Raw genomic sequence first — 12,794 nt, forward strand, 5'->3', positions numbered from 1 at the left:
ATGTACATCGGCCAAGCCGCGCAACTGTCCGGAACCACGGTCAAGAGTATCCGTCATTACGAAGCCATCGGCCTGTTGCCCGCAGCTCCGCGCCAGGGTCGCTACCGCCTGTATGACGCGCAGAGCGTCGAGCAGTTGATGTTCATCAAGTGCGCGCAGCAGTTGGGGTTCAAGCTCAAGGAGTTGCAGCAGGTGTTCGCCACGCACCAGGATCAGGCCTTTCCCTGGGACCGCGCGCAGGCCGCCCTGGCGCAAAAGAGGCGCGAGCTGCAACGGCAGATCGATGATTTGCAACAGTTGCAGGGCCGGCTCGAAATTTTCGAGACCAGCCTGCAACAGGCTCGCGAGGAGTGCCCCCTGGGCAGCCTCTAGGGCGACCCGGGAGGCGTGGCCTCAGACCTCGGACAACCCGGCGACCGTCCTCGGCTTACGGAAACACAGGAAGTAGACCAGGGTCAGCAACAGCAGGAACGGCACGCCGAACACCAGGGTCATCTTGAACGCCTCGGTGAAGAAGGTGGTGATCATCACCGCCCCCATCAGCACCAGCCCCAGCAGGGTGCTGTAGGGAAACAGACGCATGCGGAACGACAGCTGCTGCTCGCCATGGCGCTGGTGATAGCGGCGGAAGCAGTAGTGGGTGAGGAAGATCATGAACCAGGTGAAGATCGCGCCGAACATCGAGATCGCCATCATCAGGGTGAACGAGCTTTCCGGGTACAGCACGTTGACCAGGGTCGCGAGGGCGATGCCGGAGCTGGACAGCAACAGGGCATTGAGCGGAATCCCGCTCTTGCTCAAGGCCCCCATGGACTTGGGGGCGTAGCCGGCGCGGGACAGGCTGAACATCATCCGCGTGGTGATGTAGAGCTGGCTGTTCATCGCCGACAGCGCGGCGATCAGGATCACGAAATTCATCACCCCGGTGGCCCCGGGAATACCGATGGTCTGCATCACCGTGACGAACGGGCTCTGGGCCTTGCCGGCCTGGACCCAGGGCACGATGGCCAGCATCAGCGCCAGGGTCAGCAGGTAGAACACCACCAGGCGCACGATGGTCGCGCGAAAGGCCTGCTTCACCGCGCGCTGCGGGTCCTTGGCCTCCCCCGCCGCCACCGCGATCATCTCCACGCTCAGGTAGCTGAAGATCGACACGATCACCGCGATCCACATGCCCTCGAAACCGTTGGGGAAGAAGCCGCCGTGGGCGCTGTAGTTGTGCAGCCCGTAGTCGGGGTTGCCGGAACCGAACACCACGTACACCGCAAGGATGATGAAGCCGACGATGGCGGCGATCTTGATGGTGGAGAACCAGTATTCGAAGTTGCCGAAGGTCTTCACGCTGATGGCGTTGAGCAGGATCAGCACGCTGGAGAAGGAGATGATCCACACCCATTCCGGAACGTTGGCGAACCAGTACTTCATGTACATGGCGATGGCCGTGACTTCGGCGCCCACCGCCAGGACGATGGCCGCCCAATAGGCGTAGCGCACCAGGAAACCGGCCAGCGGGCTGACGTAGAACTCGGCATAGGCGCCGAAGGAGCCGGAGGTGGAGTGGGCCACGGTCATTTCCGCCAGGCAGCCCATCAGGATCAGGGTGATCAAGGCCCCGATGGCGTAGCTCAGCAGCACGCTGGGGCCGGCATAGCCGATGGCATAGGCACTGCCCATGAACAGGCCGGTGCCAATGGCCCCGCCGATGGCGATCATGCTCATCTGGCCGGCGGTCAGCTGGCGCCTGAGGCCGTGCTCGCGATTGGAGATCGCTTCGAAACCCTTGTTGGAGGTGGTCACTTTGAGTGCCTCTTTATTGTTGTGTGCACGTATGAATCGTTGTGACGGCCCGTCCTTGTGCCGCTTGCCTGGTCGCCGCGAGCGGCGGCGACCAGGGGATGAAGCGCGCCTTAGGTCACGCTGTGACGTACCTGGAACTGCGCCTGGGCCCAGGTTTTCTGATCGAGGATTTCACCGAGGATCTGCACCGCGTCCCAGACTTCGCTGAAGCGGGTGTACAGCGGGGTGAAGCCGAAACGCATGATCCGCGGTTCGCGGTAGTCGCCGATCACGCCACGGGCGATCAGGGCCTGGATCACCGCGTAGCCTTCGGGGTGCTCGAAGCTCACGTGGCTGCCGCGCTTGGCGTGATCACGCGGGGTCACCAGCTTCAGGTCGTGGCCGGCGCAGCGCTGTTCCACCAGTTCGATGAACAGGTCAGTGAGGGCCAGGGACTTGCGCCGCAGGCTCTGCATGTCGGTCTGCTCGAAGACCTCCAGGCCGCACTCGACCATGGCCAGGGAGGTGATCGGCTGGGTGCCGCACAGGTAGCGGGCGATACCGCTGGCGGGTTCGTACTGGGTGGCCATGTCGAACTGCCGGGCATGGCCGAACCAGCCGGACAACGGCTGGGTCACCAGGTTGCACAGGGCCGGGGCGACCCAGGCGAAGGCTTGCGAACCCGGGCCGCCATTGAGGTACTTGTAGGTGCAGCCGATGGCGTAGTCGGCGCCGCTGCGAGTCAGCTCCACCGGCACCGCGCCGGCCGAGTGGGCCAGGTCCCAGAGGCTCAGGGCGCCGGCTTCGTGGATCAGTCCGGTGACGGCCTGCATGTCGTGCATGTAGCCGGTCTTGTAGTTGACGTGGGTGAGCATCACCACCGCCACGTCCTGGTCGATCGCCGCCGGCAGTTGGTCCGGGCTGTCCACCAGGCGCAGGGAATAGCCCTGCTCAAGCATCCGGGTCAGGCCCTCGGCGATGTACAGGTCGGTGGGAAAGTTGCTGCTCTCGGAAACGATCACCCGCCGCTCGGGGGCGCGCCCGGCCTGCACCTGCAGGGCGGCGCTGAGCACCTTGAACAGGTTGATGGACGTGGTGTCGGTGATCACCACTTCGCCGCTGCCGGCGCCGATCAGCGGGGCCAGGCGGTCCCCCAGGCGCTGGGACAGGTCACGCCAGCCGGCGCTGTTCCAGCTGCGGATCAGGCCGTCGCCCCACTCCTGCTCGATCACTTGCCGGGCCCGCTCCAGGGCCGCCACAGGGCGGGCACCCAGGGAGTTGCCATCGAGGTAGATCACCCCCTCGGGCAGGGCGAACTGTTGGCGCAGCGGCGCCAGTGGGTCCTGTTCATCGAGACGCAGGCAGTGGTTTTTATCGATCATTGGAAGTCCTGTCTTGGTCAAGGTCATGCCCGCCTGGAACAGGCCGGGCACGGGGTCTGGACGACCCGCAAACTCAGGAAATAATGGACGAAGCCAGCTAGAATTTTCGTGCAAAGTGCAGCGCGTTACCGTACTAATCTCGAATAAAATTCTAATCCTCCAATAAAAAACGCGGATTTATGCCAGCCATGACCCTCGACTCCACCGACCTGCGCATCCTCTACTTCCTGCAACAGGATGGACGTATCAGCAACCAGGAACTGGCGGAGAAAGTGGCCCTTTCACCCTCGGCCTGCCTGCGCCGCCTGCGCATGCTCGAAGGCGACGGGATCATCAGCGGTTACCGCGCCCAGCTCAATGCCGAGCGCCTGGGCATCGAGCTGGAAGCCATCGTCCACGTGTCCCTGCGCCAGGACGTGGAAGGCTGGCACGAGACGTTCATCGGCAAGGTCCAGCAGTGGCCGGAAGTGGTGGCCGCCTACGTGATCACCGGCGCCAGCAATTACGTGCTGCGGGTGCATGCGCGCAACCTCAAGCACTTCTCGGATTTCATCGTCAATCACCTGAACCGCGCGTCGGGGGTCACCGACATCCGCTCGGAAATCGTCCTGCAGAAGATCAAGGAGCAGGACGGCCTGCTGGACCTGGTACTGCGCAAGTAGTCCGCCCTAGAACCCCACCGGGCGCCGTGCCGGATGGCGCTGCGCGGTGGCGCTGGGCGCCTCGTCGAACAGCTTGCGGTACTCGGCGGAAAAACGTCCCAGGTGGGTGAAGCCCCAACCCAGGGCGATCTCGGAAATATTGCGCGCCGCGCCGTGTTCGAGAATGTCCTGGCGCACACCGTTGAGCCGATGGCGCTTGAGATAGGCCATGGGCGACAGGGCGAAGTATTTGCGAAAGGCCTCGAACAGCTTGAAGCGCGAGACACCGGCGGCGGTTTCCAGGTCCTCCAGGTGCACCGCTTCACGGGCATGCTCGTGCAGGTACTGGCGGGCTCGCACCAGGTAATGCGGCAGCTTGACCCCGAGCATCGCCCGCAGCTCGCTGGAATAGTTGTTGGGCTGGGCCAGGATCAGGCCCTTGATCAGGGAGCTTTCGATTTCCCGGGTGAAGGCCAGCTGTTCATAGAGCTCGTTGCCCTGGGTCAGCTCGCCGATGAAGTGCTGGGCCATGCGCCACCAGGCCGCGGTGGCCCCCTGCCGCGCGTCCATCGCCGCTTCGAAGCGCAGCGGCTGCTCGACCGGGCGTTGCAGCAGGGCCTCCAGGGCTTCGCTCATGGCCGGCCGGGAAATCACCACCTGCAACTTGCGGCAGTCGCCGGAGATGGCCAGCACCTGGCTTTCGTTGGGGGCAACGATCACCCCCTGGTCGCGGTCCGAACGCAGCAGCCGACCGTCCTTGCTCAGTTCCTGTTCGCCGCACAGGGGCAGGCTCAGGCTGTAGCTGCTGAAGCGCTCGGTGTCCTCGATATCGACGGTCACATCGGTGCCGTACTCGATGATGCCCAGGGTCGTGGAGCGTGACCTGAGCACGTTGGCACTGTGGTGAAAACGGATCCGTTCGGGGGTCGCGGTTTCCAGGCGATGCGGCCCACAGATACCCGACATCCAGCTCCTGGCCCCTTCAAGGTCATAGCGATCGATACGAATCTCGCGAAACAGCCCATCAGCCTTGCTATTCATCACGGCGCACCCACGGCAATTGTTATTCAGCGCGCTCTGACGGCGCGTCTTGTGTGACAGGGCAAGTTTTGCGCCAGCCGGCAACGCTGCCAACCCAGTGGATAGCAATCGCCGACTAAGTGGATAACCCGACCCCATCGTCCTCATCTGGTCGGGCTCACAGTAGCCGATCGGCGCCCCGGGATGCAGCCGTCGATCGCTTATCCGCTCGAAGGTGGGTCGCAACTACCCAGGCAATTTTATGGATGGCCTTGGCCGACTAAGCGGATAGCCACCGGCGCCCCGCACTCTCTCTAATGACGGCACCCGATTGACCTGAATAAGAAAGGTACCGACTCATGAGTGGTGCAAGAAGCGTCGAGCAGTGGCAGGACTTCATCCACGGCTGCCTGGATTTTCGCCCCGCGGACGGAGTGTTCCGTATCGCCCGGGAGATGTTCACCGAGCCCGAGCTGTTCGATCTGGAGATGGAACTGATCTTCGAGAAGAACTGGATCTACGCCTGTCACGAAAGCGAACTGCCCAACAATCACGACTTCATCACCCTGCGCGCCGGGCGCCAGCCGATGATCATCACCCGCGACGGCGAGGGCCGGCTCAATGCCCTGATCAACGCCTGCCAGCACCGCGGCACTACCCTGACCCGGGTCGGCAAGGGCAACCAGTCGACCTTCACCTGCCCGTTCCACGCTTGGTGCTACAAGAGCGACGGGCGCCTGGTGAAGGTCAAGGCCCCGGGGGAATACGACGAGGGCTTCGACAAGGCCACCCGCGGCCTGAAGAAGGCCCGCATCGACAGCTACAAGGGCTTTGTCTTCATCAGCCTGGACGTGGCCGCCGACAACAGCCTGGAAGACTTCCTGGGCGACGCGCGGATCTTCTTCGACATGATGGTCGCCCAGTCCCCCAACGGTGAGCTGGAGGTGCTGCCGGGCAAGTCCGCCTACACCTACGACGGTAACTGGAAGCTGCAGAACGAGAACGGCCTGGACGGTTATCACGTCAGCACCGTGCACTACAACTACGTGGCCACGGTGCAGCACCGCCAGCAGGTCAACCGCGACAACGGCAGCGGCAGCAGCGCCACCCTGGACTACAGCAAGCTCGGCGCCGGCGACGCCAGCACCGACGATGGCTGGTTCGCCTTCAACAACGGTCACAGCGTGCTGTTCAGCGAAATGCCCAACCCGGCGGTGCGCTCCGGCTACGCCAGCATCATGCCGCGCCTGGTGCAAGAGCACGGCCAGGCCAAGGCCGAGTGGATGATGCACCGCCTGCGCAACCTGAACATCTACCCCAGCCTGTTCTTCCTCGACCAGATCAGCTCCCAACTGCGGATCATCCGCCCCATCGCCTGGAACAAGACCGAGATCATCAGCCAGTGCATCGGGGTCAAGGGCGAGAGCGACGCCGACCGGGAAAACCGCATCCGCCAGTTCGAGGACTTCTTCAACGTCTCGGGCATGGGCACGCCGGATGACCTGGTGGAGTTTCGCGAGGCCCAGCGCGGCTTCCAGGGACGCCTGGAGCGCTGGAGCGATGTCTCGCGCGGCCATCACCGCTGGGCCACCGGCCCCACCGCCAACAGCGAGAACCTGGGCATCCAGCCGGCCATGACCGGCACCGAAATCACCCATGAAGGGCTGTACGTCAACCAGCACCGCAACTGGCAGAAATTCCTCCTCGACGGCCTGCAGCGCCAGTCCCTGAAACTGCGTGAGGTATGAACATGAATGCGCAATTGCAGTACCAGATCGAGCAATTCTTCTATCGCAAGTCCGAGCTCTGCGATGCCCAGGACTGGGACGCCTACCTGCAACTGTTCGCCGTGGACAGCGAGTTCCACCTGCCGCAATGGGACTCGGAACACGTCTACACCCGGGACCCGAAGCGCGAGATGTCGCTGATCTACTACGCCAACCGTTCGGGGCTGGAAGACCGGGTGTTCCGCCTGCGCACCGGCAAGGCGGCCTCGACCATTCCCATGCCGCGCACCCTGCACATGGTCAGCAACCTGCGCATCAGCGAGGGCGCCAACGGGCTGCTGCTGGTGCGCCTGAACTGGCACACGCTGTTCTATCGCCTGGCCACCTCCGAGGACTTCTACGGTCACGCCACCTACGACCTCAAGCCCCATGGCGACAGCTGGCTGATCCAGCGCAAGCACGTGCTGCTGCTCAACGACACGATCAACTCGGTGCTCGACTTCTACCACCTCTGACTCGACGGACATCCCTTCATGACGCACAAGGTCGCGTTCAGCTTTGCCGATGGCAAGACCCTGTTCTTCCCGGTCAAGGCCAATGAAATACTGCTCGACGCTGCCCTGCGCAACGGCATCAAGATTCCCCTGGACTGCCGCGAAGGCGTCTGCGGCACCTGCCAGGGTCGTTGCGAATCGGGCCAGTACAGCCAGGACTACGTGGACGAGGAAGCCCTCTCGCCCCAGGACCTGGAGCAACGCAAGATGCTCACCTGCCAGACCCGGGTGCAGTCCGACGCGGCGTTCTATTTCGACTTCGATTCCAGCCTGTGCCACAACGCCGATCCGGTGCGACGCACCGGCTCGGTGATCGATGTGCGCCAGGTGTCGGACAGCACCGCGATCCTGCACCTGGACCTGGGCCGCCACGAGGCGCCGCTGGAGTTTCTCCCCGGTCAATACGCCCGCCTGCGGATTCCCGGCACCGACAGCAGCCGGGCCTACTCCTTCGCCAACCGGCCGGGGGCGGACAACCAGTTGCAGTTCCTGATCCGCCTGCTGCCCGACGGGGTGATGAGCAACTACATTCGCGAGCGCTGCCTGGTGGGCGACAGCATCGAGCTGGAGGCGCCGCTGGGGGCTTTCTACCTGCGCCAGATCAGCCGGCCGCTGCTGCTGGTGGCCGGCGGCACCGGGCTGTCGGCGCTGCTGGCGATGCTCGAACAGGTCGTCGAGCAGGGCTGCCAGCAACCGGTGCACCTGTACTACGGGGTACGCCAGAGTGCCGATCTGTGCGAACTGGCGCGCATCCAGGCCCTGGGCGAACGCTTGCCGGCATTCCGCTTCACCCCGGTGATCAGCGACGCCGACCCGCAGTGGTCGGGCAAGCGCGGCTACATCACCGAGCACTTGGACAGCAGCGAGCTGCGCGACCACGACAGCGACCTGTATGTCTGTGGACCGCCACCGATGGTCGATTCGATCCGAATCTGGCTGCAAGAACAGCAACTTAACCGCGTTCAGCTGTATTACGAGCGGTTTACCGAGAGTAATATCTGATCCCGTCAGCATTCAGCCGCGATCGTTCCCATTCACCCTGGGATCGGTCCTGATAACAACTAGAAGAGAGCGCAAGTTAGTGGATCAAACCTTGAAGCAAGGTGAACTCAAGCGTGGCTTGAAGAATCGCCATATTCAGTTGATCGCCCTGGGCGGGGCGATCGGCACCGGACTCTTCCTCGGCTCGGCCGGGGTTCTCAAGTCCGCCGGCCCCTCGATGATCCTCGGCTATGCGATTGCCGGATTCATTGCCTTCCTGATCATGCGCCAGCTGGGGGAGATGATCGTCGAAGAACCCGTGGCCGGCTCCTTCAGCCACTTCGCCCACAAGTACTGGGGCGGCTACTTCGGCTTTCTCGCCGGCTGGAACTACTGGGTGCTGTATGTCCTGGTAGGCATGGCCGAACTCACCGCAGTGGGCAAATACGTGCAGTTCTGGTGGCCGGAAATCCCCACCTGGGTCAGTGCGGCGGTGTTCTTCGTACTGGTCAACCTGATCAACATGATGAACGTGAAGTTCTTCGGCGAGGCCGAGTTCTGGTTCGCCATCATCAAGGTGGTGGCCATCGTCGGCATGATCGTTCTGGGCTGCTACATGCTGTTCAGCGGCAGCGGCGGCAGCCAGGCGTCGGTGAGCAACCTCTGGTCCCACGGCGGCTTCTTCCCCAACGGCGGCACCGGCCTGCTGATGGCCATGGCCTTCATCATGTTCTCTTTCGGCGGCCTGGAACTGGTGGGCATCACTGCCGCCGAAGCCGCCGAGCCGCGCAAGGTGATTCCCAAGGCGATCAACCAGGTGGTCTACCGGGTGCTGATCTTCTACGTCGGCGCCCTGGCCGTGCTGCTGTCGCTGTACCCGTGGGACGAGCTGCTGGTGAGTCTGAATGCCGGCGGCGACGCCTACAGCAGCAGCCCCTTCGTGAAGATCTTCTCGCTGATCGGCAGTGATGCGGCGGCGCAGATCCTCAACTTCGTGGTCCTGACCGCGGCGCTGTCGGTGTACAACAGCGGCGTGTACTGCAACAGCCGCATGCTCTTCGGCCTGGCCGAACAGGGCGACGCGCCCAAGGCGCTGATGAAGCTCAACAAACAAGGCGTGCCGATCCTGGCCCTGGGCATCTCCGCCCTCATCACCCTGCTCTGCGTACTGGTCAACTACCTGGCGCCCCATGAAGCGCTGGAGCTGCTGTTCGCCCTGGTGGTGGCCGCGCTGATGATCAACTGGGCACTGATCAGCCTGACCCACCTGCGCTTTCGCAAGGCCATGGCCGAGCGTGGCGTGGTGCCGTCGTTCAAGGCCTTCTGGTCGCCCTTGAGCAACTACCTGTGCCTGGCCTTCATGCTGATGATCGTCGGCGTGATGTGGATGATCCCGGGCATCCGCGCCTCGGTGTATGCGATTCCGGTATGGGTCCTGGTGATCTGGGGCTTCTACCGCCTGAGCCATGCGCGCAAGGCCGGGCAGCCCGCCCTGCACTAAGCCGCACGGTTGCAACACCCCAAAGCCCGGCCTGAATCAAGGCCGGGCTTTTTTGTCGGCGCTCGCAAAGCGGTCTGCCAGCAATGGCAAATGCGGCCTGAAACAACAGTCCACCCGTTCCCTAGAATCGACTCCCTCCCGGCACCCGAGCCTGGGAGCCTGTTTCTGGATGGAGAGCGGCTGATGAACAGAACGGCGACAAGCCTGCGCTGGAGCGATGTTTTCTCACCCACCGTGGCGGCGCTGATTTCAGTGCTGGTGAACTACGGCGGAACCTTTGTCCTGGTGTTCCAGGCCGCCGAACTGGCGCGCCTGTCACCGGCCCAGACCGCGTCCTGGGTCTGGGCGGTGTCGGTGGGCGTGGGGCTTTCCGGCCTGTGGCTGAGCCTGCGTTACAAGGCGCCGATCATCACGGCCTGGTCCACACCCGGCGCGGCCTTCCTGGCCACGGTGATGCCATTCACGCCCTACGCCGAGGTGATCGGTGCCTATCTGATCTCGGCTCTGGGGTTCATCCTGCTGGGCGCATCAGGGGCCTTCGACAAACTGGTGCGGATGATCCCCAAGGGCATTGCCGCCGGCCTGCTGGCGGGCATTCTGTTGCAGTTCGGGATCAATGCCTTTGGCGGCGCCAGCGCCGACCCGCTGCTGGTGATCGTGCTGCTGGTGTCCTACGCCTTGCTGCGGCGTTTCACCTCGCGCTTTGCCGTGGTGGGCATCCTGGTCATCGGCCTGGGGCTGCTCATCGCTCAGCAGCGGATCGACTTTTCTGCAGTGCACTTGAGCCTGGCCGCGCCGGTATTCACCGCGCCGCAGTTCTCCCTGCAGGCCTTGCTCGGAGTGGCCTTGCCGCTGTTCGTCATCACCCTCACCGGCCAGTACATGCCCGGCATGCTGGTGTTGCGCAATGACGGCTACGGCACCAGCGCCAATCCCGTGCTCACGGTCACCGGCCTGGGGTCGCTGCTAATGGCACCGTTCGGCGCCCATGCCTTCAACGTGGCGGCGATTACCGCGGCGATCTGTACCGGCAAGGACGCCCATCCTGACCCGAAAAAACGCTACATCGCCGGTATCGCCTGCGGGCTGTTCTACATCCTGGTGGGCACCTTCGGCGTGACCCTGGCCAGCCTGTTCATGGTGCTGCCCAAGACCTTTGTCAGCACCCTCGCGGGCCTGGCGCTATTGGGGGCGATCGGCGGCAGCCTGACCAATGCCATGGCCGACGCGGCCACCCGGGAAACCGCGTTGATCACCTTCCTCGCCACCGCAGCCAACGTCACCCTGCTCGGGGTCGGCGGCGCCTTCTGGGGGCTGGTGGCCGGCTTGACCGCGCACCTGCTGATTCACGGCCGGGCCAATGCCCTCGCCGGCCGTGCCGCCAACCCCTGAAGGCCGGCGTTGAGCTAGGCCTTTCGCAGGGCCAGGGACAGGCGAGCCATGGTGGTTTCGATTTCATGGGCGCTCAGCGAGGCGTAGCCGAGCAACCAGCCCTGCCGCTTCGGCTCGGTGGCATAGAGCCGGCTGAGCCCCGGCAGCTGGATGCCGGCCCGGGCGGCCCGTTGCTGGGTCAGTTCCTCGCTCCAGCCGGACTCCAGCAGGCAAGGAATCTGCAACCCGCCCGGTGGCGGCAAGGCCACGGCAATGCCCTGCAAATGCCGCCCGATGGCATCGAGCATAGCTTGCCGGCGACCGGCGTAGAGCTTGCGCATGGCCCGCACATGGGCGTTGTAGTGGCCCTCCTCCATGAACCGCGCCAGGGTCAACTGGAGGATCTGCGGCGTGTGGCCATCCATGATGCTGCGGGCCGCGCTGAAGGCGCCCACCAGCTCATCGGGCAAGGCCATGTAGCCCATGCGCAGGCCGGGGTAGAGGGTCTTGCTGAAGGTGCCGACGTAGAGCGTGCGCTGATAGGGGTCCAGGCCCTGGACACAGGCGGTGGGCAGGCCGTCGTAATGGAACTCGCTGTCGTAGTCGTCCTCGATGATCCACTTGCCGTGCTCGGCGGCCCAGCGGGTTAGCTCCAGGCGACGCTCCAGGGACAGGGTCACACCGCTGGGGTACTGGTGCGACGGCGTCACGTAGACGCATTGACCGCCACTGCGATCGGCCCGCAGCAGGTCGGTGCGAATGCCCTGGTCGTCGACATCGATGGGATTGATCCAGGCCTCGGCGGCCTCGAAGGCTTTGCGAGCCCCGAAGTAGCCAGGGTTCTCCATCAGGATCGGCTTGCCGGCATCCACCAGCAGTTGGGCACAGAGGTACAGCGCCTGCCGGGTACTGCTCAGCACCAGGATCTGCTCGGCACGCACCTTGGCCCCGCGCTCCAGGTTCAGGTAGGCGGCGATGGCCTGGCGCAGCGGCTCGGCGCCTTGCGGATCGCCGTGCAGCAAGACGTTGCCGCGATAGGCCTTGAGCACCTGGCGTTGCAGGCGCTCCCAGACATCAAGAGGAAAGCTGCGGGTTTCCGGCAAGCCCGTGGCAAATGCACTCACCGCCTGCTGGTCGGTGACACCGCCGCGTTCGACCAGCATCCGGCCCCGGCGGCTCAGCCCCGAGCCCGGCTCCCGGGCGCTGTGGGGCTGCTCCTGCAAACGCAGGCGACGCCGGGCGGCTCCGCGCAACTGGGCACCGATGCTTTCGCAGACGTAGCTCCCCGAACCTTCGCGGCGCACGATGAAGCCGTCGCGCTGCAACTGCACATAGGCGTTCTCCACCGTATCCCGGGACACCGCGAGCGACTTGGCCAGACCCCGGGTGGCCGGCAGTTTCACCCCAGGGCCCAGAGCACCGTCGAGGATCAGCCCGCGCAAGGCCCGCTGGATGCGCTGATGCAGGTCCAGGGGCGCGAACTGCGGATCGTTGAGGCGCATGTTGAGGGTTTCAAGCTCGAAGGTCCGGGCCACGTGGTCTGCCTGATCAAATGAAAATAACGCACAAGGGGCGACCACTTTAGCCGCACAACGGCCCCACGTCAGCTGTTGCAACCGTCGCTGATGGCGAACGAGGAATGTGGCGGGGGAGCCTGCTCCCCTTCGATTGCGCAGCAATCGCAAAGCCTGCTGGCGCGGGATGCCTGAAAACGCTTACAGGCCGTAGATGGGGTGCTGCGCCCCTCAGCGGGAGCAAGCGCCCTCGCCACAGGGCAATCGGCAAGCTCTACAAAAACGGCGCGTCCCCAAGGTGAGGACGCGCCGTTTCTTGTTGAGCGA

At 64.1% G+C, this 12,794-nt stretch carries 10 protein-coding genes and 1 pseudogene; 7 read left to right on the forward strand and 4 right to left on the reverse strand.

What is annotated here, in order from left to right; translation table 11 throughout:
- Positions 1-372: a MerR family transcriptional regulator gene (locus ACMGG8_RS30855; protein WP_414158960.1), complete on the forward strand. Its 372-nt coding sequence runs from the start codon at positions 1-3 to the stop codon at positions 370-372.
- Here ACMGG8_RS30855 and ACMGG8_RS30860 read toward each other — a convergent pair.
- Both ACMGG8_RS30860 and kynU read right to left on the reverse strand, forming a co-directional pair.
- A pseudogene (locus tag ACMGG8_RS30860) lies at positions 369-1,797 on the reverse strand (amino acid permease). The gene ACMGG8_RS30855 and the pseudogene ACMGG8_RS30860 overlap by 4 nt on opposite strands.
- A 110-nt stretch (positions 1,798-1,907) precedes the next feature.
- The gene (gene kynU / locus ACMGG8_RS30865) at positions 1,908-3,158 is read right to left on the reverse strand and encodes a kynureninase (RefSeq protein ID WP_414158961.1); all 1,251 of its coding nucleotides are present in this window, start codon (positions 3,156-3,158) and stop codon (positions 1,908-1,910) included.
- Between the two features lie 188 nt (positions 3,159-3,346).
- Here kynU and ACMGG8_RS30870 point away from each other — a divergent pair, with 188 nt between their 5' ends.
- Positions 3,347-3,820, forward strand: a complete 474-nt coding sequence (locus ACMGG8_RS30870) for an Lrp/AsnC family transcriptional regulator (protein WP_414159997.1) — start codon at positions 3,347-3,349, stop codon at positions 3,818-3,820.
- A gap of 6 nt (positions 3,821-3,826) precedes the next feature.
- Here ACMGG8_RS30870 and ACMGG8_RS30875 read toward each other — a convergent pair whose 3' ends face one another.
- Positions 3,827-4,840 (reverse strand): helix-turn-helix domain-containing protein, encoded by a 1,014-nt coding sequence (locus ACMGG8_RS30875; protein ID WP_414158962.1) that lies wholly within the window; start codon positions 4,838-4,840, stop codon positions 3,827-3,829.
- Between the two features lie 338 nt (positions 4,841-5,178).
- On the opposite strand from ACMGG8_RS30875, the gene antA reads away from it, so the two are divergent.
- From antA to ACMGG8_RS30900, 5 genes are all read left to right on the forward strand, one after another.
- Positions 5,179-6,567 (forward strand): anthranilate 1,2-dioxygenase large subunit, encoded by a 1,389-nt coding sequence (gene antA, locus ACMGG8_RS30880; protein ID WP_414158963.1) that lies wholly within the window; start codon positions 5,179-5,181, stop codon positions 6,565-6,567.
- A 2-nt stretch (positions 6,568-6,569) separates the two neighbouring features.
- Positions 6,570-7,061, forward strand: a complete 492-nt coding sequence (gene antB / locus ACMGG8_RS30885; protein ID WP_414158964.1) for an anthranilate 1,2-dioxygenase small subunit — start codon at positions 6,570-6,572, stop codon at positions 7,059-7,061.
- An 18-nt stretch (positions 7,062-7,079) separates the two neighbouring features.
- Positions 7,080-8,102: an anthranilate 1,2-dioxygenase electron transfer component AntC gene (gene antC, locus ACMGG8_RS30890; RefSeq protein ID WP_414158965.1), complete on the forward strand. Its 1,023-nt coding sequence runs from the start codon at positions 7,080-7,082 to the stop codon at positions 8,100-8,102.
- A 79-nt stretch (positions 8,103-8,181) separates the two neighbouring features.
- Positions 8,182-9,582, forward strand: a complete 1,401-nt coding sequence (locus ACMGG8_RS30895; protein ID WP_060837414.1) for an amino acid permease — start codon at positions 8,182-8,184, stop codon at positions 9,580-9,582.
- 183 nt (positions 9,583-9,765) lie between these two features.
- Complete coding sequence (locus ACMGG8_RS30900) at positions 9,766-10,974, forward strand: benzoate/H(+) symporter BenE family transporter (RefSeq protein ID WP_414158966.1); 1,209 nt, start codon at positions 9,766-9,768, stop codon at positions 10,972-10,974.
- A 14-nt stretch (positions 10,975-10,988) separates the two neighbouring features.
- Here ACMGG8_RS30900 and ACMGG8_RS30905 read toward each other — a convergent pair whose 3' ends face one another.
- Entirely contained in the window at positions 10,989-12,488 is a 1,500-nt protein-coding gene (locus ACMGG8_RS30905; RefSeq protein ID WP_414158967.1) for a PLP-dependent aminotransferase family protein, read from the reverse strand.
- Positions 12,489-12,794 lie beyond the last annotated feature (306 nt).

The sequence above is a fragment of the Pseudomonas sp. BNK-45 genome (genome assembly GCF_047456255.1).
Lineage (GTDB): Bacteria > Pseudomonadota > Gammaproteobacteria > Pseudomonadales > Pseudomonadaceae > Aquipseudomonas.

Coding starts and splice junctions, on each gene's coding strand:
- ACMGG8_RS30855 (WP_414158960.1), top strand. CDS start 1: ATGTACATCGGCCAAGCCGCGCAACTGTCCGGAACCACGGTCAAGAGT.
- kynU (WP_414158961.1), bottom strand. CDS start 3,158: ATGATCGATAAAAACCACTGCCTGCGTCTCGATGAACAGGACCCACTG.
- ACMGG8_RS30870 (WP_414159997.1), top strand. CDS start 3,347: ATGACCCTCGACTCCACCGACCTGCGCATCCTCTACTTCCTGCAACAG.
- ACMGG8_RS30875 (WP_414158962.1), bottom strand. CDS start 4,840: ATGAATAGCAAGGCTGATGGGCTGTTTCGCGAGATTCGTATCGATCGC.
- antA (WP_414158963.1), top strand. CDS start 5,179: ATGAGTGGTGCAAGAAGCGTCGAGCAGTGGCAGGACTTCATCCACGGC.
- antB (WP_414158964.1), top strand. CDS start 6,570: ATGAATGCGCAATTGCAGTACCAGATCGAGCAATTCTTCTATCGCAAG.
- antC (WP_414158965.1), top strand. CDS start 7,080: ATGACGCACAAGGTCGCGTTCAGCTTTGCCGATGGCAAGACCCTGTTC.
- ACMGG8_RS30900 (WP_414158966.1), top strand. CDS start 9,766: ATGAACAGAACGGCGACAAGCCTGCGCTGGAGCGATGTTTTCTCACCC.